This is a genomic window from Streptomyces xantholiticus, assembly GCF_014651015.1.
Classification (GTDB): domain Bacteria; phylum Actinomycetota; class Actinomycetes; order Streptomycetales; family Streptomycetaceae; genus Streptomyces; species Streptomyces xantholiticus.
The window spans coordinates 1-26,490 of the sequence record NZ_BMWB01000042.1 but is presented as its reverse complement, the minus strand read 5'-3'; the positions used below and the strand labels follow the sequence as shown (position 1 = coordinate 26,490).

Here is a 26,490-nt window from a genome sequence, read left to right as displayed (position 1 = left end):
GACGGGAGGTGCCCCGTACGGGAGATGCGACGGCCCTTGCGAGGCGATCGGTCAGTGACCGCCGGGCGCGCCCGCCGTGACGGGCGGGAGTTCGACCTTGACGCCGGGGTCGCCCGCGTCCGCGGTGTAGTCGGACGGGCTGGTCTCGTCGATGCCGTCGGGGGCCTTGGCCGCCCGCAGGACGAAGGTGAGGACGACGGTCACCACGACGTTCAGCACGAACGCGGTGAGACCGATGTAGCCGATCTCGCCGATCCCCGGGATCTCCGCGGACGAGCCGCCGAAGTGCTTCTGGGTCGGGCTGGCGACGCCGTACGCGGCGGCGGTGCCGTAGATCATGCCGACCGCCCAGCCGGCGATGAGCGCCCATCGGTGGAACCAGCGGGTGAACAGGCCTCCTACCAGCGCCGGGAAGGTCTGCAGAATCCAGATGCCGCCGAGCAGCTGGAAGTTGATCGCGACGGTCTTGTCCATGGTGAGGACGAAGACCAGCGCGCCGACCTTCACCAGCAGCGAGACCAGCTTGGAGACCTTGGTCTCCTGCGCCGGCGTCGCGTCGGGCTTGAGGAAGTCCTTGTAGATGTTGCGGGTGAACAGGTTCGCCGCGGCGATCGACATGATGGCCGCCGGGACCAGTGCGCCGATGCCGATGGCGGCGAAGGCGACGCCCGCGAACCAGTCCGGGAACATGTTCTCGAACAGCTGTGGGATGGCCAGCTGACCGTTGCTCACCTTGACGCCGGCCGCGATCGCCATGAAGCCGAGCAGTGCCAGCAGGCCCAGCATCAGCGAGTAGAGCGGCAGGATCGTGGTGTTGCGGCGGATCACCTCACGGCTGCGTGAGGAGAGCGTGGCCGTGATGGAGTGCGGGTACATGAAGAGCGCCAGGGCCGAGCCCAGTGCCAGCGTGGCATAGCCCCACTGGCCCATCTCGCCGGGCACCAGGGCGCCGACGGGCTTGTCCGTGGCCGGGTTGATCTGCGAGAACTTCTCGCCGGCGGCGGCGAAGATCTCGTCGAAGCCACCGAGCTTGATCGGGATGTAGACGATCGCCACCGCGATGACGATGTAGATCAGGGTGTCCTTGACGAAGGCGATCAGCGCCGGCGCGCGCAGTCCGGAGGAGTACGTGTAGGCCGCGAGCACACCGAAGGCGATCAGCAGCGGCAGGTCCTTGATGAACCAGTTGGTGTTCTCGCCGCCGCCGACGCCCATGACGTCGAGCACGGCCTGGATGCCGACCAGCTGGAGCGCGATGTACGGCATCGTGGCGAGGAGGCCGGTGAAGGCGACCGCCAGGGACAGCCCCTTGGAACCGAAACGCCCGCGGACGAAGTCGGCGGTCGTCACGTACCCGTGCTTGTGCGACACCGACCACAGCCGCGGCAGGAAGGTGAAGATCAGCGGGTAGACGAGGATCGTGTACGGGACGGCGAAGAAGCCCGCCGCACCCGCAGCGTAGATGGCCGCCGGAACCGCGACGAACGTGTAAGCGGTGTACAGGTCGCCGCCGAGCAGGAACCATGTGACCCAGGTGCCGAACGATCTGCCGCCGAGGCCCCATTCGTCCAGGCTGTTCTCGTTCTCGGCCTTGCGCCAGCGCGCGGCGAGGAAGCCCATGGCCGTGACGGCCACGAAGAAGAAGATGAAGACGCCGAGTGCGACGCCGTTCACGCCGTCGTTCACTTGGACGCACCCCCCTTGCGGGCGCGCTGGTCACGCTGCCACAACTTGTAGGCGATCACCGTCAGGGCCGTCGAGATCAGCACCCAGGCCATCTGGTACCAGTAGAAGAACGGCATCCCGATGAAGGTCGGGTCGACCTTCGCATAGGAACCGACCCAGAGCATCGCCACAAAAGGCGCGAAGAGGCAGAGGGCGATGATCAGGCGCATCGGTGTGACGACCGGCTGTTCGGCCTCGGGCGCTTGTGGCGCGTCGGGCGCATCGGGCACTGCTGACATGCGGCTCCGTCCCCTCACTGTCACGTGTAATGCGCACGAAATCTAGGCGAGCCGTTCGAGCGGAGTCACCCCCCGTCCGTATATCGGTACGGCAACGACTTCCTGCCGGGCAGTGCAAAACGTGACATGGCGCCGCAACAGGTAGCGGCGCCATGCGCGTTCGGGGCGGTGTGAGGTCAGTCGTTCGGGCGCTGGAGCCTCGCCACGAACTTGTACCGGTCGCCCCGGTAGACCGAGCGGACCCACTCGACCGGCTCGCCCTGGGCGTCCAGCGAGTGGCGCGAGAGCATCAGCATCGGCAGGCCCACGTCCGTGCCGAGCAGTCCGGCCTCACGCGGCGTGGCGAGTGAGGTCTCGATCGTCTCCTCGGCCTCCGCGAGGCGGACGTCGTACACCTCGGCCAAGGCCGTGTAGAGGGAGGTGTACTTGACCAGGCTGCGGCGCAGCGCCGGGAAGCGCTTGGCGGACAGGTGCGTGGTCTCGATGGCCATGGGCTCGCCGCTGGCCAGCCGCAGACGCTCGATGCGCAGCACCCGGCCGCCCGCCGCGATGTCCAGCAGCCCGGCCAGGGTGTCGTCGGCCGTGACGTACCCGATGTCCAGCAGCTGGGACGTGGGCTCGAGGCCCTGTGCGCGCATGTCCTCGGTGTACGAGGTGAGCTGCAGCGCCTGCGAGACCTTGGGCTTGGCGACGAACGTGCCCTTGCCCTGGATGCGTTCGAGTCGGCCCTCCACGACCAGTTCCTGGAGCGCCTGGCGGACCGTGGTGCGCGAAGTGTCGAACTCGGTGGCCAGCGTCCGCTCCGGCGGCACAGGGGTGCCCGGCGGCATTGTCTCCGTCATGTCCAGCAAGTGGCGCTTGAGCCGGTAGTACTTGGGCACGCGTGCGGTACGGGTCTGTGCCCCGCCCTCGGCCTCGGTGCCGCCCCCGTCCGTGGTCATGGCCCGCCTTCCCGACTGCTGTGCTCCTGCCGTCACCGGCTCCTCCGTCTCTGGTCCTGTCGCCGACGGGACACCCCGGGCGTCCTGTCGGCGACAGGACCTGGCGGCTCACATGGTGGCACGGACCGGTCACGGGTCGTCGCCCTCCCTCAGGTGTCGGTCCGATAACGGACACGACAGCCCTTCTTATACACCCTTGACACCCCTAAAGGTCTAGGCCAAGCTCCGGGTACTGGTCTAAACCATTAAAGACCAGGTCCCGGCCCCAGGGCAGAAACCGGCGCGTGTCCGTCAAGTGCAGCGCGACTCCCGGGTGGTGGGGGGGAACTCTTGCATCCCTTTGAGGAGGGTGGCGTGAAGCGCAAGCTCGTAGCAGCGGTTGGTGCGGCGGCCATGATGGCTTCGCTGGCGGCGTGTGGTTCCGACGGGGGTGACAACGCCTCCAAGGACCCCGAGGACCGCAAGGAGACGCTCACCGTCTGGCTGATGGTGGACGCCCAGAGCACCTGGCCCGAGCTGGTCAAGGACGTCAACGCCCAGTTCAACAAGAAGTACCCGGGCGTCAAGGTCGACGTGCAGTACCAGCAGTGGGCGGACAAGGCCAAGAAGCTGGACACGGCCCTCGGCGGCGACAAGTTCCCGGACGTCGTCGAACTCGGCAACACCGAGACGATGCAGTACATCCTCAACGGGGCGCTCGCCGAGATCGACCCGAAGAAGTACGACAACTCCGACACCTGGATCCAGGGCCTGAAGGACACCTGCACCTTCGAGGGCAAGCAGTTCTGCGTGCCTTACTACGCCGGCGCCCGAGTCGCCATCTACAACACGGAGATGCTGGGGAAGGGCGCGGGCACCGACAAGCTGCCCGCGACCGAGGACGAGCTCTTCGCGGCGATGGAGAAGGTCTCCGCCGAGTACGGCAAGAAGGACAAGCGCTTCTCCTCCCTCTACCTGCCGGGCCGTTACTGGTACGCGGCCATGTCGTACGTCGCCGCCTACGACGGCAGGATCGCCGAGTACGACGAGGGCTCGAAGGAATGGAAGGCCTCGCTGTCCTCGCCCGAGGCGCAGAAGGGCATCACGCACTTCATCGACCTGGTCAAGAAGTACAACAAGGCCGACCGGACCAAGGACGAGCAGGACCACGCCAATGTGATGGCCAACGAGAAGGCGGCCCTGATCTACGGCAACGGCTGGGAGTCCGGCTCCGTCGTCGACGGCAAGAACAACGGCAACCCCAAGCTCGAGGGCAAGATCGCGACCGCCGGTATGCCGGGCCCGAACGGCAAGGCGCTCCCGTCCTTCATCGGCGGCTCCGACCTCGGCGTGGTCAGCAAGTCCAAGGTGACGGACCTCGCGCAGGAGTGGATCTCCCTCTTCACCAGCGAGAAGTCCATGGAGGTGCTCGCCTCCAAGAACATCCTTCCGAACAACAACAAGCAGCTGGAGCCGCTGAAGGCGAAGCCGGAGACCGCTCCGATCGCCAACGCGGTGCCGGACGCGTGGTTCACCCCGATCGCCCCGGGCTGGACCTCGATCGAGAAGGAGGAGGTCCTGGAGAACATGCTCCTCGCCATCCTCAAGGGTGACTCCGTCGAGAAGGCCGCCAAGGCGGCCGACGACAAGATCAACGAGCTGATCAACAAGGAGTCCTGAGCCGCGGGGCCTCGGGGGTGCCGTGCTGCCCCCGAGGCCCGTCAGGCGTTCCCGGCGGTGGCGGGGCCCCGCACCACGCGGCCCGCCCCCGCCCTTTTCGGTGCAGAAGAACAAACGGAAGGTCAGCCACGTGACTGCCGCCGACACCCGGGCCGCCGGCCCGCCGGTACCCGTACCACGTGCCCCGGAAGGGACGGGTGCAGCGCCCGTTCCCGCCACGGGGATCCCCGACTCCCGTCCCAAGAAGCGGAAGAAGGGCGAGCTCCTTCCGTATCTGCTGATACTCCCCGCGCTGGTCGCGATCGCCGCCGTCTACGCCTTCCCGCTGGCCAAGACCGTGATCATGTCCTTCCAGGACATGGGACGCAAAGAGCTGTGGACCGGTGAGTCGCCGCCCTGGGTCGGCTTCGAACAGTTCACCAACATCCTCGGCGACGGCGAGTTCTGGTCGGTCACCGGCCGCACGGTCGTCTTCATGGCCGCCTGCGTGACTCTGACCATGGCCGTCGGTCTGCTGCTCGCCCTGCTGATGACCCGGCTGACCACCTGGGTGCGGCTGGTCCTGACGGCCGCTCTGGTCGCCGCCTGGTCGATGCCGTTGATGGTCGCCGCGTCGATCTTCCGCTGGCTCTCCGACTCCGACTACGGCCTCATCAACACACTGATCGCCAAGGTCGCCGGCGAGGACTTCCTGGGCCACAACTGGTTCCTGGACCCCAAGCAGGGCTTCGCCATCATCTCCCTGCTGGTCATCTGGGGTGCCGTCCCGTTCGTCGTGATCACGCTGTACGCGGCCCTCACCCAGGTGCCCAGGGAACTGGAGGAGGCCGCGTCCCTCGACGGGGCCAACGCGCCCGCCGTGTTCCGCTTCGTCACCTGGCCCGTCATACGCCCGGTCTTCACCATGGTCGCCACCCTCTCCGTGATCTGGGACTTCAACGTCTTCGGCCAGATCTGGCTGCTGCGCGGCAACAAGCCTGAGCCGGAGTACGAGACCCTCGGGCTCTACTCCTTCTCCAAGGCCTTCGAGTCGACGTCGTTCAGCCAAGGCACCGCGATCGCCCTGATCACCGTTCTGCTGCTGTCCGGTGTGGCCGTGTACTACCTGCGTCAGCTGATGAAGACAGGAGAGGTCGAATGAGCACCTCCACCGCCCCCTCCCCGGCAGGCGGCCGACAGGATCTGAGGCAGGCTCCGAAGCAGGAGCTGCGGCCGGACCGCAGGAGGACCCGCCGGCACTACGACGTCATCGGCCTGGTCACCGCCGTGGTGATGGCCTTTCCGGTTTACTGGCTGGTCGTCAGTTCCCTGCGCCCCAACCACGAGATCCGCTCGTACGACCAGACGCTGTGGCCCTCGTCGCTCACCTTCGACAACTTCGCCCGCGCGGTGAAGCAGGAGAACTTCGCCACCGCGGTGCAGTCGAGCCTCATCGTCTCGGTCACCGCCGTCGTCGGCGGCATGGTCATCGCGACGCTGGCGGCCCTCGCCATCGGCCGGTTCCGCTTCTTCGGCCGCAAGGCGCTGCTGATGGTGCTGATCCTGGTGCAGATGCTGCCGCCCACCGCGATGCTCATCCCCATCTACGCCCAGCTCAACGCCATCGGCGGCCTCGACGAGTACTGGGGCCTGATCGTCGTCTATCTGGTGTCCACCCTGCCCTTCGCGATCGTCATGATCCGAGGCTTCGTCGTCAACATCCCGGTGGAGCTCGAGGAGTCGGCGATGGTCGACGGCTGCACACGGATGGGGGCCTTCCGCCGGGTGATCTTCCCGCTGCTCGCCCCCGGCCTGGCCGCGGCGTCGATCTTCGCGCTGGTCAACGCGTGGAACGAGTACCTCTTCGCGTACATCCTGATCAACGACAACTCCAAGTACACGCTCAACGTGTGGCTGATGACCTTCACCACCGAGCGCGGTACGGACTACGGCGCGCTGATGGCCGCCTCCACCCTCATCGCCCTGCCCGTCGTCGTCTTCTTCATGTTCATCCAGAAGAAGATGGCCGCGGGCCTCACCTCCGGCGCCGTGAAGGGATAACACCACCTCATGACGACTCTGGTACGCGGCGCGTCGGGCACCCTGACCCGCGACGCGCTCACCGTCCTCCAGCCCGGTTTCGTCGGCACCACCGCCCCCGACTGGCTGCTTCGGCGGATCGGTGAAGGGCTCTCGTCCGTCGGCCTGTTCGGCCGCAACATCACCTCACCCCGGCAGCTGGCCGCTCTGACCGCGCAGTTGCGCGCGGAGCGGGACGACGTCCTCGTCGCCATCGACGAGGAGGGCGGTGACGTCACCCGGCTCGAGGTGACGCGCGGCTCCTCGTTCCCCGGCAACTACGCGCTCGGCCGGGTGGACGACGTTGAGCTGACCCGCGCCGTGGCGAACGAACTGGGGCGCCGGCTCGCCGAGTGCGGGGTCGACCTCAACTGGGCGCCGTCCGCCGACGTCAACTCCAACCCGGACAATCCGGTCATCGGCGTGCGGTCCTTCGGGGCCGACACCGCACTCGCCGCCCGGCACACCGTCGCCTATGTCGAGGGGCTGCAGGCCGCCGGCGTCGCCGCCTGCACCAAGCACTTCCCCGGACACGGCGACACCAATGTGGACTCGCACCACGCGCTGCCCCGCATCGATGTGGACCTGGACACACTGCACGCCCGTGAACTGGTGCCTTTCCGCGCGGCCATCACGGCGGGTTCCAAAGCGGTGATGAGTGCGCATATCCTTCTGCCCGCGCTCGATCCCGACCGTCCCGCGACGCTGAGCCCGCAGATCCTCACCGGTCTGCTGCGCGAAGAGCTGGGCCACCAGGGTCTGATCGTCACGGACGGCATGGAGATGCAGGCCATCTCGTCCGCGTACGGCATCGAGCGCGGCTCGGTCCTCGCGATCGCCGCCGGAGCCGACGCGATCTGCGTGGGTGGCGGCCTGGCCGACGAGGAGACCGTACTGCGGCTGCGCGACGCGCTGGTCGATGCGGTGCGCAGTGGCGACCTGCCCGAGGAGCGGCTGGCCGACGCGGCGGCGCGGGTGCGCGCCCTCGCGGACTGGACGCGCCGGGCGAGGGGGGCTGCAGCAGAGCCGGGCGCGGCTTCACAGGAGGGGACCGCGCCCGGCTCCGGGACGGAGATCGGACTGGTCGCGGCGCGCCGCGCGGTCCGGGTGACCCCGGGTGAACTGCCTTACGAGCCGGTGACTAAGGCCCCGTACGTCGCCGCCTTCACCCCGGTCGCCAACATCGCCGTCGGCGACGAGACACCGTGGGGCGTGGCCGCGGAACTGGCCGCCCTGCTGCCCGGCACGAGGACCGACACCTACGCCGAAGGCGGCGATACGCCCGAGATGGTGGCAAATGTGCTGGAGGCGGCGGCGGACCACAGGATCGTCGCGGTAGTACGCGACGTCCACCGCCATCCGTGGATGGCGAACGTCTTGGAGGCGCTCATCGCGGCCCGTCCCGACACGGTCGTCGTCGAGATGGGCCTGAACCGGGCGGCGCCCAGCGGGGCCCTGCACATCGCGACCCATGGCGCGGCCCGCGTCTGCGGGCGTGCCGCCGCGGAGGTCGTCACCGGCAGGTGAGCCGGACCCGGCCGACGCGGACCGTGCCGTGCCGGGCGTGGCCGCAAGGCCCCGGGCGCCCGGCACCCTGGAGCCCACCTGGGAGGCAGCGGGCATGTCCGCGACGAGTTCGGCCACCCGCGACGAGCACGAGGGGTGCCCGGGCCGGATCATGTCCGGTGAGATGGCGCAGCGGCCGGCGGTCCTGCGGCGCATCGACGGGAACCGTCAGCCAGTCCGGCGGTTCACGCGACCTGGTGGCCTCCACCGAGGCGGCGCGCGAGGCCGGGGCGGTCCGCCTGGCGGCGACCAACGACCCGGACTGGCTGCCGGCCGCGGTCTTCGAGTACCACATCGACGTCATGGCCCGCTCGGAGAAGGCCCTGCCGGTCACCAAGACGTACACCGCCTCCCTGATGGCCCTCCACCTGCTGGTGGAGGGCCTGCGCGGGGGCGAAGAGGCGGCGGCCGGGATGCTGCCGGAGCTCGCCGCGCAGATGCTCGGGCGACAGGACGAGGTGCGCGCCCGGGCCGCGCGCCACCGCTTCGCGGAGCGCGTGGTCATCACCTCGCGCGGCTACGGGTGCCCGACGGCAGGGGAAGCGACGCTCGAGCTCATGGAGACCAGCCGCCTCCCCGTCCTCGCGTACTCCGGCGCCGATCTGCCGCACGGGCCGCCGGCCATGGTGGACAACGTCTCCCCGGTGATCGCGGTGTCCCGGACGGCAAGGGCGGCGAGGCGCTCCAGCCGGTGCTCGACCGGCTGCGGGGCCGCGGCGCGGACCTGTTCGTGGTCGGCCCGGCCGCTCAGCCCGAGGGGGCGTCCGCGGGCTTCGTGCTGCCCACGGACGGTGCGCCCGAGGATCTCCAGCCGATCCTGGAGATCCTTCCGCTCCGGCTGCCGGCGTACGAGGTGACTCTCGCCAGGGGCCAGGACCCGGACGCCCCGAGGGCGCGCCGGCGGAGGTGACGGAGACGTGCTGAGGTGCCCCGGGGCCGTGATCGCGACGGGCGGGTGTGATGAGGGGCCCGCCCGTCGTTCACGGACCGTTGCAGGGGGTGGCTTTCATACTTCACGGATTCATAAGTATGGTGGCGGAACTAAACTCTGCCGAAGCATGGACACAACTGAATGGTCTAGTCCACAATTCGGCTTGTACAAGCCTCCGCCCTCCCCGCACAGGAGGGTGGAACGAGGTCACCGGCGCTCTCTGCCCTGACTGCGCCGAGACCTCCACACGGCCGACGGGGACCGCACACCCTTCGGCCGGGAAACTCCGGGCTGCGGTGCCGGACGGGTTGAGGGTCCCGTCACGGCGCCGCGGCCCGCGGGTACCCTCGCAGACGTGCCCTCCATGAACGACCTCGTCCGCCAGCACACCGCTCTGAGCGAATCCGACCTCGAGTGGCTCCATCTGCTGGTCTCGGAGTGGCAGCTGCTCTCCGACCTCTCCTTCGCCGACCTCGTGCTGTGGGTCCCCACCCGCGACGGCACCCGGTACGTCTCCGTCGCCCAGATGCGGCCCAACACCGGCCCCACCTCGTACCAGGACGACATGGTCGGCCACCTCGTCCCCCGCGGCCGGCGTCCTCTCCTGGACGCCGCGCTCGACGAGGGCCGGATCGTGCGCGAGGGCGACCCCGAGTGGCGCGAGGAGGTGCCGGTACGGGTCGAGTCCATCCCCGTACGCCGTGAGGGCCGCGTCCTCGGCGTCATCGCGCGCAACACCAATCTGCTCACCGTGCGCACCCCGTCGCGGCTCGAGCTGACCTACCTCCAGTCCGCCTCCGACCTGGCGCAGATGATCGCTGCCGGAACGTTCCCCTTCCCCGAGGAACAGGTCGAGATGGACTCCTCACCGCGTGCCGGTGACGGGCTCATCCGGCTCGACGCGGACGGCATCGTCCAGTACGCCAGCCCCAACGGCCTCTCCGCGTACCACCGCCTCGGGCTCGCCTCCGACCTCGTCGGCCAGCATCTCGGCCAGCTCACCGCCGAACTCGCCCCCTCCCGCGGCCCTGTCGACGAGGCCCTGGTCAAGATCGCCAGCGGCTACGCGCCACGCGAGACCGAGGTGGAGGGCAACGGCGGCGTCATCCAGCTGCGGGCGATCCCGCTCAAGCCGAAGGGCGTACGGATCGGATCGCTGGTGCTGCTGCGGGACGTGACCGAACTGCGCCGCCGCGAGCGCGAGTTGATCACCAAGGACGCGACCATCCGGGAGATCCACCACCGGGTGAAGAACAACCTCCAGACGGTTGCCGCGCTGTTGCGCCTCCAGTCGCGCCGGATGGACTCCGCACGCGGCCGTGAGGCCCTCAACGAGGCGGTGCGACGGGTGGGTTCCATCGCGATCGTGCACGAGACGCTGTCCCAGAACCTCGACGAGCGGGTGGAGTTCGACGACATCGCGGACCGGGTGATCGCGATGGTCGCGGAGATCTCACCGGGTAAAGTCGCCTGCCGGCGCACGGGCCGCTTCGGCATCCTGGACGCCGAAGTCGCCACGCCGCTGTCCATGGTGCTCACCGAGGTGCTGCAGAACGCCCTCGAGCACGCCTTCGCGCCGGGCGAGCACGGTTCGGTGGAGGTCGCCGCGGTGCGCGGCGAGGCTCACGCCCAGAGCTCCCGGCTGCTGATCACCGTCCAGGACGACGGCCGCGGTCTGCCGGAGGGCTTCGACCCGCAGCGGACCGGGAATCTGGGGCTGCAGATCGTGCGGACGCTCGTCGAAGGAGAACTGGGCGGGACCTTCGACATGCTTCCGGTCCCCGAGCCGGGGCGCGGCACCCGGGTTGTTCTGGACATCCCCGTGCCCGACAAGCGCTGAGCGCCCCGGTTCCACGCCGGGACAGCGAAGAGCCCCGGACCGTGTGAAACGGTCCGGGGCTCGAAGCTCACGTGCTCGCATGTGCGATGCGCATCGGGGGTACTGCGCGCTGCGGCTCGAAGGCGGTGAGTGCGTACTCGCTGTACGCGCCGCCGGCGGAGGCCGGTAGCAGGGGGCGTCAGGCGCTGGCGTTACGCGCCCGGTTGCGGGCGGCACGGCGCTTCATCGCGCGGCGCTCGTCCTCGCTGAGGCCACCCCAGACGCCGGAGTCCTGGCCGGACTCGAGCGCCCACTGCAGACACTGCTCCATGACGGGGCAGCGACGGCAGACGGCCTTGGCTTCCTCGATCTGCAGCAGCGCAGGACCGGTGTTGCCGATGGGGAAGAACAGCTCGGGGTCTTCCTCGCGGCAAACGGCGTTGTGACGCCAGTCCATGGCTGCTACCTCTCCTTGGTATTACGTTCGGGTTGCTTGTGAATGTGAACGCTTTCACGAGTCCCCCCGTGAGGGAAGGGCCGACCGCCAGTTGCCCGGCGTTGGGTCCTGGATTCGTGTAAGGGGTTCCGGCGGTCTGTGGGGCCGATGTTGCGGGCCGTCCCGATCGCCATGTAGAGATTCGCAAACCTCGGCGGCGGATACAACCCCTTCCGGAAAGTTTTTTTTGATTCCTCGGTGTCGACTAGGTCACAGCCGTACTTCTATGGGGTGGACCGCAGCCCATACGTTCGAGATAAAGGACTTTCGGTCCTTCTGGTCACACAATCACACGCAGTGCACGGCGTACGCCTGTGAACGCCACGCTGGTACGCAGCCCGAGGTGGTCACCGTCCATCTGGAAGGGCAGCGGCACCTTTGAATGCAAGGTGAAGTCGGTCTGGTCGTGGAGTGTGAGCGCGTGCTTTCCGTGGGGGCCGCGCTCCGGGCTCGAAGCGAGCAACTGGGTCGCGTAACGGGCCACGGCAGGGGTCGACAGTTTCGACAGCCCGAGCACGTCGAGGGCGGTGTCGAAGGAGGCCTTGGGGGACGCGTACACCGGGCGATTGCCCAGGTAGGTCCAGGGGGAGGTGTTACAGACTATGGACAGCACCAGACCCGCCACGGGCTCCGCGCCCGGCCGCTCCAGCGTGATCGTGCCTTGGCGGCGATGCGGGTCGTCGAGGAACTGCCGCAACGCCTGCCGGACATAGAGCGAGTGCGTCGACCGCTTGCCCTGTTCGCGGTGCTGTTCGACCCGGCCGACTACGCCGGCGTCGAAGCCCAGCCCTGCGCAGAAGGTGAACCAGCGCGGCGGGACACCCTCGTCGTCGGTGCCGGGAGCGCCGGCCGCGAGGCCGAGGCCCACCGTCTGCTCGGTCCGGTCGCGCAGCGCGTCCAGGATCGCGCCGGTCGCCTCGACGGCGTCGTTCGGCAGGCCGAGGGCGCGGGCGAACACGTTCGTCGAGCCGCCGGGGACGACGGCGAGGCGGGGGAGACGGTCCGGATCGGGGCCGTTGTGGAGGAGTCCGTTGACGACCTCGTTGACGGTGCCGTCACCGCCGAGGGCGACGACGAGGTCGATGTCGTCCGACTCCGCGGCCCGGCGCCCGAGGTCGCGGGCGTGGCCGCGGTACTCGGTGGTGACCGCCTCGAGCTTCATCTCGCTCGCGAGTGCGTGGATCAGTACGTCGCGGGTGCGGGCACTGGTGGTGGTTGCTGCCGGATTGACCACGAGAAGTGCGCGCATGCGATGCAGCGTACCTACTGGGGGGTATCTGGCCCAGCCCGGGTTTCCCGGGCGGACCGGCGTGACGGCTACCCTGCATGGGTGAGCAGCGACGACCGGACCTCCAGCCCCGCCCGCCCCTCCCGTTTGTCCGCGGCGGCCGCGGTGTGCGCCGCCGAGGGTCTGGCCCTGGTCATGGGTGGCGTGTACATGCTCGTGATGGGGCTGCTGGGCCGGCCCGACAGTCCCTCCCAGGCAGAAATGGGCGGTCTGACGCTGATGGCGCTCGGCGTCATCCCGCTGGCGGCGGCGCGCGGGCTGCTGCGGCAGCGCAGCTGGAGCCGCGGGCCGGCGATCATCACTCAGCTGATCGCACTGATCCCGGCGTGGACCCTGCTGCGCGCCTCGGGCGCGCTGATCCCGCTGGGCGTGGTGCTGGCGGCGGTCGCGGTGACGGGCCTGGTGCTGCTGGTGAACCCGACAACGGCCGAGGCCCTCGGCATCCGCCCGCGGGCGTAGCCCTCGAGCGGGCGGCTGCGCGGCCCGTTTCCCCCGCCCCGCCCTCCTCCTACTCCTGGCGGCGTGCGCGGTGCCCTCATTGCGAACCCAGGGGCTCCGGCCCCGCGCCCCCGCGCCTCGAACGCCGGCGGGCTCCAAAAGAGCCGTCCGGGGCGGAGCGCGGTAGCGGTCCGGGAGTGGGGTTTCGGGAAGGGGCGGGGTGACGGACTTCTCCGCACCCCGCGCCGGCCCACCGGCTTCATCCAGGTGGGCCGCCCCGAGGGCTACTCCTCGACCAGCAGGCGTTCGCGGAGTTGTGCCAGTGTCCGCGCCAGGAGCCGGGAGACGTGCATCTGCGAGATGCCGACCTCCTGTGCGATCTGGGACTGGGTCATGTTCCCGAAGAACCGCAGCAGCAGAATCCGCTTCTCGCGCGGTGGCAGATCCTCCAGCAGCGGCTTCAGGGACTCTCGGTACTCGACGCCCTCCAGTGCCTCGTCCTCCGCGCCCAGCGTGTCCGCCACCGCGGGGGACTCGTCGTCCGTGTCGGGGACGTCGAGGGAGAGCGTGGAGTACGCGTTCGCGGACTCCAGGCCTTCCAGGACCTCCTCCTCCGAGATGCCGAGCCGCTCCGCCAGCTCGTGCACGGTCGGTGACCGGCCGTGCTGCTGGGAGAGCTCCGCGGTCGCGGTCGTGAGCGCGAGTCGCAGCTCCTGCAGACGGCGCGGCACCCGCACCGCCCACCCCTTGTCACGGAAGTGGCGTTTGATCTCGCCGACCACCGTCGGTGTGGCGTACGTCGAGAACTCGACGCCGCGGTCCGGATCGAACCGGTCCACCGATTTGATCAGCCCGATCGTGGCGACCTGCGTCAGGTCGTCCAGCGGTTCGCCGCGGTTGCGGAAGCGCCGCGCCAGGTGCTCGACCAGCGGCAGATGCATCCGGACGAGCTGGTTGCGCAGCTCCGCCCGCTCGGGCGACCCGTCGGGCAGCTCGCGCAGTGCGATGAACATCGCCCGTGCGCCGCTGCGGTCATGGGGGTCCGGGTGCCGGTTCTGCCGGTGTTCGCTCATACGGTCCGCCCGCTCTGCCGAGGCCGTACGGCCCTCAGGTTCGTCCACCACCGGGTGCGGCCGCGCCTGCTGCTCAGGGATGCCGGCCGACGTGCTCAGCGGCCTCGGGCTCCGCTCCTCGTCCTCCCGCATCGAACCGTCCCCGTTTCCGCTGCTCACGCCGGCCCGGGTCCCGCGCCGCGCTGTTTGTACAGGCTGATGGCCACAGTACGGTCGTCGGCGACCGACGAGTCGACCTTGCCGGCCAGTGCGGAGAGCACCGTCCAGGCGAACGTGTCGCGCTCCGGCGCCCGGCCGTCGGTGGTGGGTGCGGAGACCGTCACCTCCAGTGAGTCGTCGACGAGCCGGAACACGCAGCTCAGAACGGATCCTGGGACGGCCTGCTGCAGCAGGATCGCGCACGCCTCGTCCACCGCGATCCGCAGGTCCTCGATCTCGTCGAGGGTGAAGTCCAAACGCGCTGCGAGGCCGGCGGTGGCCGTTCGCAGCACGGACAGGTAGGCACCCGCAGCGGGCAGCCGGACTTCCACGAAGTCCTGGGTCCCGGGCTCGCCTGCGATCTGGGACACCCTCACCTCCAAGGTGGCACAAGCTCATTCCGGGCCGCGGCGTTGGCCCGCGGCCGTGCGTTACGTGGTCGGTCACGCAGCCATGTCTGGCCTGGCGACGCTATCGCGATCCATGGTGCCGTGTCGCCAGCGCCCCCATGGTGATGGCTGTCACTCAATGTAAAACGATGAACACGCACAGTGGCTAGGGGTCTGCGCCTGCCAATTGAGCGGATCCGGGGGATGGTTGACGTACCCAGGCGTCAGACGATCGAACCGTCCACGAAACACCATCGCCACACCTGTCCCGGCTCGAAACTGCGCATCACCGAATGCGCGGTCTCTTGGAAGTGGGCGCTCGCGTGTCGCATCGGCGACGAGTCGCAGCAGCCGACGTGCCCGCACGACAGGCACAGCCGCAGCTGGACGGGGTGGCTGCCGGCCGCCGCGCACTCCGCGCAGGTGTCGGTCAGCGGCAGTGGCTCGGGGCGCGGCAGTTCGGCTACGTGCGGACACTCGCTCATGATTGCCAGATTACGACGCAGTCGAGTGAGGTCGGTGTGATGGAAGTATTGTCGCTGGTCGGGCTGATCGCCGTGAGCGCCGCAGTGGCCGGGGCGGCCCGCAGGACGCCGGTGCCGGCGCCGCTGCTGCTGGTGACGGCCGGGCTGATCGCCTCGTACGTCCCGGGCGTCCCCGACTACCACCTCGACCCGCACATCGTGCTGCCGCTGGTCCTGCCACCGCTGCTGCACATCGCCGCCCTGGACAGTTCCTACCTCGACCTGCGGGCCAACCTCCGTCCCATCGCGCTGCTCTCGGTCGGCTATGTCCTGTTCGCGACGGTCGTCGTCGGCTACCTGGCCTATCTGCTGGTGCCGGATCTGCCGTTGCCGGCCGCCCTGGTGCTCGGTGCCGTGATCGCACCGCCCGACGCCGTCGCCGCCACGGCCATCGCGCGCCGGCTGGGACTGCCGTCCCGTATCACCACGATCCTCCAAGGTGAATCCTTGGTGAACGACGCCACCGCGATCACCGCCTTCAAGGTGGCGCTGGCCGCGGCCCTCGGCGTCGGCGCGAGCTGGGGCGGCGGCCTCGGGGAGTTCGCCGTGGCCTCGCTCGGCGGTGTGGGGGTCGGCCTGGCGCTGATGCTTCCCATCCACTGGCTGCGCAGACATCTGAAGGAAGCGCTGCTGCAGAACACGCTGTCGCTGCTCATCCCGTTCATCGCCTACGCCGCCGCGGAGCAGGTCCATGCGTCGGGTGTGCTCGCGGTCGTCGTCGTCGCGCTGTACCTGGGCCACCACTCCTGGCAGGTCGACTTCGCGACCCGGCTGCAGGAGGACGCCGTCTGGAGGATGGTCGCCTTCGTCCTGGAGTCGGCCGTCTTCGCGCTCATCGGCCTGCAGCTGGCGATCGTGGTCGAGGAGCTGGGCGAGTACGGCGTGGGCGAAGCGCTCTGGTACGCGGCCGGGGTCTTCGTCGCCGTGGTCGTGGTGCGGTTCGTCTGGGTGTACCCGGCGACGTTCCTGCCGCGTGTGCTGTCCCGGCGGATCAGGGAACGCGAGCCGGACACCAACTGGAGGGCTCCGCTGATCGTCGGCTGGGCCGGTATGCGCGGGGTGGTATCGCTCGCCATCGCCTTCTCGATCCCGCTGACGACGTCGGGCGGCGACGACTTCCCCGCCCGCAACCTGGTCCTGTTCCTCACCTTCACGACGGTGATCGGGACGCTGGTGGTGCAGGGACTGACCCTGCCGTCGCTGATCCGTGTGCTCAAGGTCCCGGGACGCGACGTCCAGGCGGAGACGCTGGCCGAGGCGCAGGCCCAGAGCAAGGCCTCCGCGGCGGCCGAACAGCGGCTGCGGGAGCTGCTTGAGGACGAACGCAACAGGCTGCCGGAGCCGCTGGCGGACCGGCTGCGGGCGGTACTGGAACGCCGAAGGAACGCGGTCTGGGAACGGCTCGGCGCGGTCAACGCCGTGACGGGGGAGTCGGCGGACGACACGTACCGGCGGCTCGCCACGGAAATGATCTCCACGGAGCGCGCGGTCTTCGTCGAGCTGCGCAACCGGCGGGAGATCGACGACGAGATGATGCGTACGCTGCTGCGCCGGCTCGACCTGGAGGAGGCGGCCGCATACCGCGAGGAGACGGCCTGAGCCGTCAGTCGGCGCCGGCAGGGTGCGATCCGTCCTCGTGACCGGTGACGACCGCGGCGACGGTCGTGCCGGGGGCGAAGGACCCCTCGGCCGTGAGCTCCACAAGTCCGTAGAGCAACTTGGCGACATAGACGCCCTCCACGGGCAGCCCATGGCGAGCCCGGAAGTCGGCGGCGAACCGGTCGAGCTCCGGGGTCGTACGGGCGTACCCGCCGAAGTGGAACCGCCCGTCCAGGGACCAGTCGCCGACGGGGCCCCCGAAGGCCTCGTCCTGGAGGGTGCGCACGGCACCGGCGAGGAATCCGCCCCTCAGGACCGGGAAGCCGACGGCACACTGCCCGTCGTCGAGTCCGGCGGCCAGTCCGGCGAGCGTGCCGCCGGTCCCGCAGGCGACGGCCGCCACGTCGGTGAGGCCGCGCAGCTCGCGGCCGAGTTCGGCGCAGCCCGTGGCGGCGAGCGCGTTGCTGCCGCCTTCGGGAACCACGTAGACGTCGTCCGTCGCCGCCTGTTCGAGTATCCGGGACAGCACCTCGGGGTCGTTCTTGGCGCGGTACGTCGTGCGGTCGACGAACAGCAGGCGCATGCCGTCCGCCGCACACCGGGCCAGGGAGGGGTTCAGGGGGCGCGTGGCGAGCTCGTCGCCCCGTACGACGCCGATCGTGCGGAAGCCGAGCAGCCGGCCCGCTGCGGCCGTCGCGCGCAGATGGTTGGAGTACGCGCCGCCGAACGTCAGCACCGGCCGGCCTGCCGCGGCCCGCAGGTTCGGGGCCAGCTTGCGCCATTTGTTGCCCGGCAGATCCGGGTGGATCAGGTCGTCGCGCTTGAGGAGCAGCCGCACCCCGTACCGGGAGAAACGATCGTCCTCGAGTGGCTGCAGCGGTGACGGCAGCAGGGGCCGCAGTGCGGCAGCGGGCTCGGACGGTCTCGGCGGCATGCACTCATTCTGGTCGCATGTGCGAGCGGATCCGGCTACTGCCCTGCTCCGTGGGGATCCAGTCACACTCATTTGTGTAATGGACCGCTTACAGGATGCGATGGAAGGCTTTTCCTTGCAGGTCAGCACATGATCGAGAGGGAGTCTCATGACGGTTGGTTCGGTCGGTTCCGTGGGCGAGGACGTTCGCGACCCGTCGCCCCAGCAGAGTCTCGGCACCGCCGCCGCACGGAATCTCGCAACCACCACCAAGTCCGTCCCGCAGATGCAGGAGATCACCTCACGGTGGCTGCTGCGGATGCTGCCGTGGGTGCAGGTACAGGGCGGCACCTACCGGGTGAACCGCCGCCTCAGCTATTCGGTCGGCGACGGGCGGGTCACGTTCGTGCAGACCGCGGACCGTGTCGCGGTGATCCCGGCCGAGCTCGGGGAGCTGCCGGCGCTGCGGAACTTCGGCGACGAGGCGGCGCTCGCGGAGCTGGCGCAGCGGTGCGAGCAGCAGGAGTTCGCGCCGGGGCAGGTGCTGGCGGCCGGCGGGGAGGCGGCCGACCGGATCTTCCTACTGGCGCACGGCAGGGTGGAGAAGATCGGCGAGGGCCCGTACGGGGACGAGGCGGTGGTCGAAGTCCTCGCCGACGGTGCCTACTTCGGCGACCAGTCACTGGTGGACGGCGACGCCGTCTGGCAGTACACGGCACGTGCCGCGACCGCCTGCACGGTCCTGGTCCTGACCAGGGCCGACGTGCTCAACCTGGCGGAGCGGGCGGAGCCGCTGCGCACCCATCTGGCGAACCTGGCCTCGCTGCCCCGCCAACGGACGAACAAGTACGGCGAAGCGGCGATCGACCTGTCGGCCGGGCACGTCGGCGAGGCCGTCGTGCCGCACACCTTTGTGGACTACGAGGCGGCGCCGAGGGAGTACGAACTGAGCGTCGCCCAAACGGTGCTGAAGGTGCACAGCCGGGTGGCGGATCTCTACAACCAGCCGATGAACCAGACGGAGCAGCAGCTGCGGCTGACCGTCGAGGCGCTGCGCGAGCGGCAGGAGCACGAGCTCGTCAACAACCGCGAGTTCGGCCTGCTCAACAACTGTGACTACGGGCAGCGGCTGCAGCCGCACGACGGTGTGCCGAGCCCCGACGACATGGACGAACTGCTCTCGCGGCGGCGCGGCTCGAAGCTCTTCCTCGCCCACCCGCGCGCCATCGCCGCCTTCGGACGCGAGTGCAACCGCCGGGGCCTGGTGCCCGACAGCGTGGACGTCGCGGGACACCATGTGCCCGCCTGGCGCGGTGTGCCGATCTTCCCGTGCAACAAGATCCCGATCTCCGAGGCCCGGACGACATCGATCATCTGTATGCGTACGGGCGAGGAGGAGCAGGGCGTCATCGGGCTGCAGCAGAGCGGCATCCCGGACGAGATCGAGCCCAGTCTTTCGGTGCGCTTCATGGGCATCGACGAGCAGGCGATCATCTCGTACCTGGTCACGGCCTACTACTCGGCAGCGGTGCTGGTCCCCGACGCGCTCGGCGTCCTGGAGAACGTGGAAGTGAGCCGTTGGCGGTGACGCTCCTCGACGACGTGACCTCAAGGGGGCGCGGCGACCCCGCCGCGTCCCCGTCCGCGGGGAGCGAAGCCATCACAGGAAAGGACCGCCCAGTTGACCATGCCGGACACCGTCGAAGGCCGTGACGCCTCCGACCTCCTCGAGCGCACCCGCAGTGCCGTCGACCCCGAACTCCGTTCCGCTGTCGCGTCGCTGCCCGGCTCCCTGCGCCGGGTCGCCATGTACCACTTCGGCTGGGAGCGGGCCGACGGCATCCCGGCCCCCAGGTCCGCAGGCAAGGCCGTCCGGCCGGCGCTGGTGCTCGCCGCCTGCCGAGCGCTCGGCGGTGACCCCTTTCAGGCGGTGCGGGCGGCCGCCGCGGTGGAACTCGTGCACAACTTCACCCTGCTGCACGACGACGTGATCGACGAGGACCCCACCCGCAGGCACCGCCCCACGGCGTGGAACGTGTTCGGTGTCCCCGACGCCATCATCGCCGGGGACGCGATGTCGGCGCTCGCGCTCGGACTGCTCGCCAAGGACCGGCATGCGGCTGCGGCGGCGGCGTCGGTGCGGCTGACGGCGTGCGTCATCGAACTGTGCGCCGGGCAGCAGGCCGACTGCGCCTTCGAGGAACGACCACCGGGCGAGGTCACCCTGGACGAGTGCATCGCCATGGCGACGGCCAAGACCGGGGCCCTGCTGGGCTGCGCCTGCGCGCTCGGCGCGCTGTACGCGGGCGCGGGAGAGGAGGAGGTCGCGGCCATGGACGCCTTCGGGCGGGAGGCCGGGCTGGCCTTCCAGCTCGTCGACGATCTCATCGGGATCTGGGGGGACCCGGAGCAGACCGGCAAGCCGGCAGGCGCGGATCTCGCCGCGCACAAGAAGTCCCTCCCGGTGGTGGCCGCCCTGTCCTCGGGCACTCCGGCCGGTGCCGAGCTGGCCGAGCTGTACCGCGGGCCGATGAGCGCCTCCGCGGTCCGCCGCGCCACGGACGCGGTGGAACGGGCAGGCGGGCGGGACTGGGCCCAGCTGCACGCCGCCGACCGGATGTCACGCGCCGTCGGCGAACTGGCACGTGCGGTCCCGGACCTGACGCCGGCCGGGGATCTGCTGGCGCTGGCCGAGTTCGTCACCCGCCGCATCCGCTGATCCGTACGAGCGGCGCACGGAAAGTGCTTGCGGTGAGAACTGCAATCGAAGCACTATGGATGAAGTGGTCAGCGCCCTTTTCGCCGACCCCTTCGGCTTCCAACGATCAGGGGATCAGCGTGCGAAAGCTCAGCTACTTCATCGCAGCCTCCATCGACGGCTTCATCGGAGCCCCGGACGGTGAGGCGGACTTCTTCAGCAAGCTGGTGACAGGAGACTTTCTGGAGTACCTCAGGGACGAGTGCCCGGACACCCTGCCGACTGCGGCCCGTCGCGCCTTCGGTGTCGAGGACGTGCAGAACAGCCGGTACGACACGGTCATACAGGGACGCGCCAGCTATGACCTGGCGCTGAAGGCGGGCATCACCAGCCCCTACGCCCACCTGCGCGAGTATGTGGTGTCGACCAGCCTCAAGGAGTCGCCCGATGCCAATGTGCGCATCGTCTCCGGTGATGTGGTCGCCGCGGTCCAGGAGCTCAAGAAGCAGGACGGTCTGGACATCTATCTCTGCGGCGGCGCGAATCTCGCGGGGCAGCTGATCGGTGAGGTCGACGAGCTCGTCATCAAGACCTACCCGGCCGTGCTCGGGTCAGGCATGCCCATGTTCGCGGCGCCGTTCCAGGTCTCCGACTTCTCGCTGGAGTCGGTGCGGTCCTTCGACAACGGCGTGGTCGTGCAGCAGTACAGCCGGTAGGACTGACGGGCGGGCCGTACTGCCACGGTCGAGGGGACCGGCATATTCTTTCCTTATGGCCAGCAACGGACCTGAATCGTCCCGGACCAGTCATGACCCGCAGCACCCGTACAAGTGCCCCGGATGCGGGCACCCGGTGGCTGCCATCGTGAAGCGGCACAAGACGCTGGGCGCGTACGTCCCGCTGTGGGCACCGGGACCCTGCCGCAACCCGGACTGCCCTCTCCATGTCTCCGCGGATCATGTCCCCGCGGAGGCCGCCGCCGAGTCCCCGGAGGACCCGGACGACACGTCCGGCCGGGAGGTCGGCACATCCTGAGGTTCGTCCGCGAAAGAACCGAGTGGCACCTGGGGCGCGGCCCGAACGGCCCTACCGCTACAGTCCGCGCATGTCATCGGAGTCAACGGAAGCCTGGGCGGGCTGGTACCGCGACCGGCAGGGCGCGGAATCGGTCACCATATCGGCGAGCGGCGGCCAACTGCGCACATGTATAAGGGGGGTCGAGTACGAAGGGGAGACCTTCGCCGCTCTCAGGGCAGCGGGCGGGTCCCCTGTCCTGGCCTCGTGCGTCCTGGAGTGGGACATGCCGCTGCCCGTCCACGCGGACGGCGCGGTCCAGCAGGCCACGCTCAGCTGTCTGCTGACGCTCGGCGAACCTTCCCGGAGCGGTCCGCTCCTCGACCGGGCGGACCTCAACCTGACACTGCACTACGGCGGTACCGCGTACGAGGCGGGGGTCGCGGACGGCGACTTCGACAACGCGCTCGGCCGTATCAGCCGCCAACTGCCGCCGGGCGCCGGACTCGGGCAGCGGGAGCCGGCACAGGCCTGAGCGGGACCCAGGAGGCACCGGGGGCGAAGGGGCGCCCCACCTGCACTGCGGCGCGCCCCTGCCTGGCGGACCGGGTCCCGTCAGGAGACCTTGGCGACCGCGGCCGCGAGCTCGTCGGCCCGCAACCGGTTCACCCGGGCGCGCTCTCTGCGCATTCGGATGGCCGCATACCGTGAGGCGGCGCTGCGGGCGACCGGGTACCGGCAGTGGCTGCTGCCCCACACCGGCCAGATACGCGGCATCCGCCCTCTGCCGGCGGCGTGACCCGCGCAAGCCGCGCGCTCGGGGCCTCCCTACTCCGCCGTGCAGCGCTTCGAGCGGGCGTAGACGGTGACCTGAGCCCCTTTCAGCTGCGTCCGCGAGCACTCGTGGAAGCGGGTGCGCAGCACCTCGCGTTTGACCGCCTCCTGCTCCACGGCGTCCTGCGGCTGGTCAGGCGGGTCGCTCAGCACCACGATCCGGTCCAGGGCCAGCATGCGGCTGCGGATCTCGGCAGCCGGGAGCTCCTCGCCCTGAAGCGACGCCGACGCCTTCGGACTCCTCTCGAGAGCGAGATCGAGGAGTCCGCCGAACTCGGCGGGGTACGACAGCCTCCACTCGCGCCGGCGTGAGGGAGTGAAGAGGACCCCGTCGCCCGGGGCGGAGACCCGCTGCACCTCTTGGGCGATGGCCGTCACGTCGTCCTTCCGGCTGTCCGGCGTCCGCATCTGCAGCGTCACCGGAGTCAGCGCGAGGACAACCGCGGTCGCCGACGCCCCGACCGCCGCGAAGCGCGCGGACCGGGGGCGCAGCGGCGCCAGGGTGGACGCCCAGGTGTACAGCCGGCTCAGCGAGGTGCCGACCAGGAGTGCGAAACCGACGTTGGTGAAGAGGACGTACCGGTCCACGTACATCGGCTCATGGACCGCGGCCAGCAGGAGCACCGCCGTGGGCAGGAGCGCCAGCGGCAGGGCCAGCCGGACGACGAGCACCGGTCCCGCACCGGTGGCGGCCGGGTACCTGGCACACACGACGGCGACGAGCGCGACGCCCGTGATCTCCAGCCACTCCCTCGGCTTGGGCCCGCCGATCCAGGACACCTGGCCGGCCTGCCCGACGCTGAACAGGACCAGCGGGGCCAGCCCGATCACCGCGACCCCGGCCGCCACCGCCCAACAGCGCCGCACCCGCAGGGTCGTACGGGCAAGCAGCACGGTCACTCCGTGCGCCATCAGGGTGAGGACGGCGAACTCGTGGAGCCAGCTCGCGGCAAGGACGGCGAGCGAGTAGAGGGCCCAGCTGCGCGGTGCGGACGGTCCGGTCAGCGCGCGGGCCAGCAGCCAGGTGGCGAGCGCGACCAGGGTGCAGACCATCGCGTAGGAGCGCCCTTCCTGCGCGTACATCTGCACTTCCGGCGTGAGCGCGAACACCAGACCGCTCAACACTCCCGCGCGGTGTCCGGCGATCCGGGACGCCGTGAGGCCGACCAGCCCGGCGGCAGCGGCCACGGCCAGTACGGACGGCAGCCGGAGGGTGACGAGCCCGCCCTCCCAAAGGGAGTAGAGGGCGTGCATGAGGAAGTAGTAGAGGCCGTGCACGGCATCGGCGTTGTCCAGCAGCGCCCATATCTCGGAGGGGGTGCGGTGCGCGACCTGGTAGGTGACGGACTCGTCGCGCCACATCGTGCTCTGCCGGGTGATGCCCCACAGCCCGAGGGCCAGGGCGAGGGAGGCCGGGGCGACGAAGGAGAGCGGACGGCCGGCCGCACCGTTCGACAGCCGCTCGGCCACCGGAAGGGGCGCCCGGGCGTCGGGCGGGCGGTCCGCGACCGGGGCCTGTTCCCGAAGCTCGATGGCTCCTCCTCCAACACCACCAGGCCACAACCGGAGCATGTGCGTCCAGTTGCTGCCTCATACGGCCGCACCCGGCCTGCGGACTCGAGGAGTCCTGCGGGCCGGGTGCGGGAAGCCGACGCGAGGTCAGGCCTTCTTGGTCTCCCAGAAGATCTTGTCGATCTGGGCGATGTAGTCCAGGGCCTTCTGGCCGGTCGCCGGGTCCGTCGAGGCCTTGGCGGCCGAGAGTGCCTTGAGCGTGTCGTTGATGAGCTGGTGCAGCTCCGGGTACTTCTCGAAGTGCGGGGGCTTGAAGTAGTCGCTCCACAGCACCGAGACGTGGTGCTTGGCGAGCTCCGCGCGCTGCTCCTTGATGACCGTGGCGCGGGCGCGGAAGTGCGGGTCCTCGTTGGCCTGGTACTTCTCCTGGACGGCCTTGACCGACTCCGCCTCGATGCGGGCCTGGGCCGGGTCGTACACACCGCAAGGCAGGTCGCAGTGGGCGCTGACCTTCACCTTGGGGGCAAACAGGCGGGAGAGCATTGAGCTGTCCTTCCTCGTGATCGTCTTCTCAGGTGGGACATTACTCCGTGAGGGACCCGTTTCGGCGGGTGCCCCCTTGGGCTTAGGTCAAAAGTCCGGCGTGCGGGTCGGGCCGGTGGCCGAACATACAGTGGGGAGCCGGAGGTGGCTGATGACTGAGTGGTGGCACGAGCCGAGGGCGCGATTCGGGTTCGCCGAAGTGACAGGGCCCTCGATGGTGCCGACGCTGGTGCACGGGGACCAGTTGCTGGTCGACTACCGGGCCACGTTCCGCACCGGCGACGTGGCGGTGCTGCGCCACCCGCTGCAGCAGGATCTCCTCATCGTCAAACGGCTGGCCGAGCGGCGCGGTGAGGGCTGGTGGGTGCTCGGAGACAATCCCGGCGCGGACGGCGACAGCCGGGTGTTCGGTGTGGTGCCGCCCGAACTGCTGCTCGGGCGGGTACGCAGCCGGTTCCGTCCGCTCGGCGAGGATCAGCGGTCCGTGCTCGGCGTCGTCTCCTGGCTGGCTTCGGCCGTGCGGCCCGTGCTCGCCGACCGCTCGGTCTCCAGGCGTTTGCGCGCCCGGTAGGCGGCCACATTGGCGCGGGTGGCGCAGCGGTCGGAGCAGTAGCGGCGTGAGCGGTTGGTGGACGTGTCGAGGTAGGCGTTGCGGCAGGGGGTGGCCTCGCACAGGCCGAGGCGGTCGACGCCGTACTGCGTGAGGTGGAAGGCGAGTCCCATCGCGGCGATCGCGGCGTATCCCGCCGTCGCGTTGGACGGGTGGTCCGCCAGGTGCATGTGCCACTTGGGGCGGCCGTCCTCGTCCCGGTAGTCGTGCCCGGAGATCTGCGGGTTGACGGGGAACTCCAGCAGGAGCGAGTTGAGCAGGTCGACGGCCTGCGTCTCCTCGCCCGCGTCCGCCGCGGCGAAAACCGCGCGCAGCCGGCCCCGTACGGACCGGAAACGGGTGACGTCGGAGTCGCTCACGCGGCGTGCGGCCTGGGCCGACTCGCCGAAGAGCTCGCGGACCGCCTCGACCGAGGTGAGGGAGTCCTTGTTGCGAGCCGGCTCCTCGGTGTTGACCAGGCGCACGGCGTAGTCCGAGTAATAGGCCAGTTCCACTTGTAGTCCTTACCGCGGCGTTCTAGGGTGAAGGTAACGGCTGCTTATGCTTCGAGGGTATTACGGGCAAGAGGATTCCGTGAGCCGCACAGACACGGGTACCGGTGCTGTTACGGGTGCGGGTGCCGACTGGACGGCCTGGCAGCAGAGCTGGGACCGGCAGCAGGAGTGGTACATGCCCGACCGCGAGGAGCGGTTCAGGGTGATGCTGGACATGCTCGAGGCCACGGTCGGCCCCGAGCCGAGGGTGCTGGATCTCGCGTGCGGTACGGGAAGTATCACGGCACGGCTCCTCCAGCGGTTCCCGAAGGCGACGAGCACCGGGGTGGACCTCGACCCCGCGCTGTTGACCATTGCCCGGGGCTGCTTCGCCGGCAACGAGCGTGTCACCTTCGTCACCGCCGACCTCAAGGCCCCGGCCTGGACGGCGGCTCTGCCGCACACCTCGTACGACGCGGTGCATCGCCGCACTGGTGCGCGACGGCGGCGTCTTCATGAACGCCGACCACATGAAGGACGAGTCCACACCCCGCATCAACGCGGCGGAACGCGCGCACCGCCACGACGGCATGGAGCGTGCCAGGACGGCCGGCGCTCTCGACTGGACCGACTGGTGGGCGCTCGCCGCCAAGGACCCGGTCCTCGCGGAACCGACCGCCGAGCGGTTCCGCATCTACGGCGAGCACGCCGACGGCGACACCCCCTCCGCCCACCGGCACGCCGAGACCCTGCGCACGGCCGGCTTCGCCGAGGCCCGCCCGGTGTGGGCGTCGCCGTCGGACGCACTGGTGCTCGCGTTGAAGTAGGCATGCACGAGGGGGCGGTACGGACCTGGTCCGTACCGCCCCCTCACTCGTGTCGTGCTACAGCACCTTGGACAGGAAGGATTTGGTGCGGTCGTGCTGTGGGTTGGTCAGGACGTCGCGGGG

Annotated in this window: 26 protein-coding genes and 2 pseudogenes; 15 read left to right on the top strand and 13 right to left on the bottom strand. The window is 69.7% G+C overall.

All coding sequences use genetic code 11. The annotated features are described in order from the left end of the window. Positions 1-51 precede the first annotated feature (51 nt). From mctP to IE198_RS33670, 3 genes are all read right to left on the bottom strand, one after another. Positions 52-1,686, bottom strand: coding sequence for a monocarboxylate uptake permease MctP (mctP, locus tag IE198_RS33680; protein ID WP_189893637.1), 1,635 nt, complete (start codon positions 1,684-1,686; stop codon positions 52-54). Further along, on the bottom strand, positions 1,683-1,964 hold the full coding sequence (locus tag IE198_RS33675; RefSeq protein WP_189893635.1) for a DUF3311 domain-containing protein: 282 nt from the start codon (positions 1,962-1,964) through the stop codon (positions 1,683-1,685). The genes mctP and IE198_RS33675 overlap by 4 nt, the downstream gene beginning before the upstream one ends. A gap of 176 nt (positions 1,965-2,140) precedes the next feature. Next, positions 2,141-2,905 (bottom strand): GntR family transcriptional regulator, encoded by a 765-nt coding sequence (locus IE198_RS33670; RefSeq protein ID WP_189893633.1) that lies wholly within the window; start codon positions 2,903-2,905, stop codon positions 2,141-2,143. A gap of 354 nt (positions 2,906-3,259) precedes the next feature. On the opposite strand from IE198_RS33670, the gene IE198_RS33665 reads away from it, so the two are divergent. The 6 genes and pseudogenes from IE198_RS33665 to IE198_RS33640 all read left to right on the top strand — a co-directional run bounded on the left by IE198_RS33665 (position 3,260) and on the right by IE198_RS33640 (position 10,959). Next, a complete protein-coding gene (locus tag IE198_RS33665; RefSeq protein WP_189893630.1) occupies positions 3,260-4,564 on the top strand; it encodes a sugar ABC transporter substrate-binding protein in 1,305 nt (434 codons plus the stop codon). Between the two features lie 130 nt (positions 4,565-4,694). After that, positions 4,695-5,705: a carbohydrate ABC transporter permease gene (locus IE198_RS33660; RefSeq protein ID WP_189893628.1), complete on the top strand. Its 1,011-nt coding sequence runs from the start codon at positions 4,695-4,697 to the stop codon at positions 5,703-5,705. Then, the gene (locus IE198_RS33655; RefSeq protein ID WP_189893626.1) at positions 5,702-6,604 is read left to right on the top strand and encodes a carbohydrate ABC transporter permease; all 903 of its coding nucleotides are present in this window, start codon (positions 5,702-5,704) and stop codon (positions 6,602-6,604) included. Before IE198_RS33660 ends, IE198_RS33655 begins: the two co-directional genes overlap by 4 nt. Before the next feature lie 9 nt (positions 6,605-6,613). Further along, positions 6,614-8,149 carry a glycoside hydrolase family 3 protein gene (locus IE198_RS33650; protein ID WP_189893624.1) on the top strand — a complete coding sequence of 512 codons (1,536 nt, stop codon included), beginning with the start codon at positions 6,614-6,616 and terminating at the stop codon, positions 8,147-8,149. 203 nt (positions 8,150-8,352) lie between these two features. Continuing rightward, positions 8,353-9,112 (top strand): annotated as a pseudogene (locus IE198_RS33645) (SIS domain-containing protein); the annotation flags it as partial. 371 nt (positions 9,113-9,483) lie between these two features. Further along, a complete protein-coding gene (locus tag IE198_RS33640; protein ID WP_189893683.1) occupies positions 9,484-10,959 on the top strand; it encodes a PAS domain-containing sensor histidine kinase in 1,476 nt (491 codons plus the stop codon). Between the two features lie 178 nt (positions 10,960-11,137). Here IE198_RS33640 and IE198_RS33635 read toward each other — a convergent pair whose 3' ends face one another. Beyond that, on the bottom strand, positions 11,138-11,395 hold the full coding sequence (locus IE198_RS33635) for a WhiB family transcriptional regulator (protein ID WP_003953983.1): 258 nt from the start codon (positions 11,393-11,395) through the stop codon (positions 11,138-11,140). 319 nt (positions 11,396-11,714) lie between these two features. After that, positions 11,715-12,683 carry a diacylglycerol/lipid kinase family protein gene (locus IE198_RS33630; protein WP_189893622.1) on the bottom strand — a complete coding sequence of 323 codons (969 nt, stop codon included), beginning with the start codon at positions 12,681-12,683 and terminating at the stop codon, positions 11,715-11,717. Positions 12,684-12,764: 81 nt separating this feature from the next. On the opposite strand from IE198_RS33630, the gene IE198_RS33625 reads away from it, so the two are divergent. Beyond that, entirely contained in the window at positions 12,765-13,181 is a 417-nt protein-coding gene (locus tag IE198_RS33625; protein WP_189893620.1) for a hypothetical protein, read from the top strand. Positions 13,182-13,444: 263 nt separating this feature from the next. Here IE198_RS33625 and IE198_RS33620 read toward each other — a convergent pair whose 3' ends face one another. The 3 genes from IE198_RS33620 to IE198_RS33610 form a co-directional block, all read right to left on the bottom strand. Next, positions 13,445-14,500, bottom strand: coding sequence for an RNA polymerase sigma factor SigF (locus IE198_RS33620; RefSeq protein WP_373300055.1), 1,056 nt, complete (start codon positions 14,498-14,500; stop codon positions 13,445-13,447). Continuing rightward, the gene (locus tag IE198_RS33615; protein ID WP_100111349.1) at positions 14,389-14,802 is read right to left on the bottom strand and encodes an ATP-binding protein; all 414 of its coding nucleotides are present in this window, start codon (positions 14,800-14,802) and stop codon (positions 14,389-14,391) included. Before IE198_RS33615 ends, IE198_RS33620 begins: the two co-directional genes overlap by 112 nt. 242 nt (positions 14,803-15,044) lie before the next feature. Continuing rightward, entirely contained in the window at positions 15,045-15,305 is a 261-nt protein-coding gene (locus tag IE198_RS33610) for a UBP-type zinc finger domain-containing protein (protein WP_189893618.1), read from the bottom strand. Between the two features lie 39 nt (positions 15,306-15,344). On the opposite strand from IE198_RS33610, the gene IE198_RS33605 reads away from it, so the two are divergent. After that, a complete protein-coding gene (locus tag IE198_RS33605; protein WP_189893616.1) occupies positions 15,345-16,943 on the top strand; it encodes a Na+/H+ antiporter in 1,599 nt (532 codons plus the stop codon). A 4-nt stretch (positions 16,944-16,947) separates the two neighbouring features. On the opposite strand, the gene IE198_RS33600 is transcribed toward IE198_RS33605, so the two are convergent. Then, a complete protein-coding gene (locus IE198_RS33600) occupies positions 16,948-17,877 on the bottom strand; it encodes a 1-aminocyclopropane-1-carboxylate deaminase/D-cysteine desulfhydrase (protein WP_189893614.1) in 930 nt (309 codons plus the stop codon). Positions 17,878-18,025: 148 nt separating this feature from the next. Between IE198_RS33600 and IE198_RS33595 the strand changes: the two genes are divergently transcribed. The 5 genes from IE198_RS33595 (at position 18,026) to IE198_RS33575 (ending at position 22,103) form a co-directional block, all read left to right on the top strand. Beyond that, on the top strand, positions 18,026-19,444 hold the full coding sequence (locus IE198_RS33595; protein ID WP_189893611.1) for a family 2B encapsulin nanocompartment shell protein: 1,419 nt from the start codon (positions 18,026-18,028) through the stop codon (positions 19,442-19,444). A 99-nt stretch (positions 19,445-19,543) separates the two neighbouring features. Next, positions 19,544-20,575, top strand: a complete 1,032-nt coding sequence (locus tag IE198_RS33590; RefSeq protein ID WP_189893679.1) for a family 2 encapsulin nanocompartment cargo protein polyprenyl transferase — start codon at positions 19,544-19,546, stop codon at positions 20,573-20,575. 119 nt (positions 20,576-20,694) lie between these two features. After that, positions 20,695-21,270, top strand: a complete 576-nt coding sequence (locus IE198_RS33585) for a dihydrofolate reductase family protein (RefSeq protein WP_189893609.1) — start codon at positions 20,695-20,697, stop codon at positions 21,268-21,270. Positions 21,271-21,325: 55 nt separating this feature from the next. Beyond that, entirely contained in the window at positions 21,326-21,589 is a 264-nt protein-coding gene (locus IE198_RS33580; RefSeq protein ID WP_189893713.1) for a hypothetical protein, read from the top strand. 70 nt (positions 21,590-21,659) lie between these two features. Beyond that, the gene (locus tag IE198_RS33575; RefSeq protein WP_189893607.1) at positions 21,660-22,103 is read left to right on the top strand and encodes a DUF6304 family protein; all 444 of its coding nucleotides are present in this window, start codon (positions 21,660-21,662) and stop codon (positions 22,101-22,103) included. 80 nt (positions 22,104-22,183) lie between these two features. Here the strand turns inward: IE198_RS33575 and IE198_RS33570 are convergent, their stop codons facing one another. The 3 genes from IE198_RS33570 to sodN all read right to left on the bottom strand — a co-directional run bounded on the left by IE198_RS33570 (position 22,184) and on the right by sodN (position 24,457). Then, positions 22,184-22,345 (bottom strand): hypothetical protein, encoded by a 162-nt coding sequence (locus IE198_RS33570; protein WP_189893604.1) that lies wholly within the window; start codon positions 22,343-22,345, stop codon positions 22,184-22,186. Positions 22,346-22,396: 51 nt separating this feature from the next. Next, the gene (locus IE198_RS33565) at positions 22,397-23,872 is read right to left on the bottom strand and encodes a glycosyltransferase family 39 protein (RefSeq protein ID WP_229834792.1); all 1,476 of its coding nucleotides are present in this window, start codon (positions 23,870-23,872) and stop codon (positions 22,397-22,399) included. 189 nt (positions 23,873-24,061) lie between these two features. Further along, the gene (gene sodN / locus IE198_RS33560) at positions 24,062-24,457 is read right to left on the bottom strand and encodes a superoxide dismutase, Ni (RefSeq protein ID WP_189893600.1); all 396 of its coding nucleotides are present in this window, start codon (positions 24,455-24,457) and stop codon (positions 24,062-24,064) included. A 130-nt stretch (positions 24,458-24,587) separates the two neighbouring features. On the opposite strand from sodN, the gene sodX reads away from it, so the two are divergent. Next, complete coding sequence (sodX, locus tag IE198_RS33555; RefSeq protein ID WP_373300054.1) at positions 24,588-25,028, top strand: nickel-type superoxide dismutase maturation protease; 441 nt, start codon at positions 24,588-24,590, stop codon at positions 25,026-25,028. Here sodX and IE198_RS33550 read toward each other — a convergent pair. Further along, positions 24,932-25,561, bottom strand: a complete 630-nt coding sequence (locus IE198_RS33550; protein WP_189893596.1) for a CGNR zinc finger domain-containing protein — start codon at positions 25,559-25,561, stop codon at positions 24,932-24,934. The two genes, sodX and IE198_RS33550, sit on opposite strands and share 97 nt — an antisense overlap. A gap of 46 nt (positions 25,562-25,607) precedes the next feature. On the opposite strand from IE198_RS33550, the pseudogene IE198_RS33545 reads away from it, so the two are divergent. Beyond that, a pseudogene (locus IE198_RS33545) lies at positions 25,608-26,367 on the top strand (class I SAM-dependent methyltransferase). Positions 26,368-26,490: the final 123 nt, after the last annotated feature.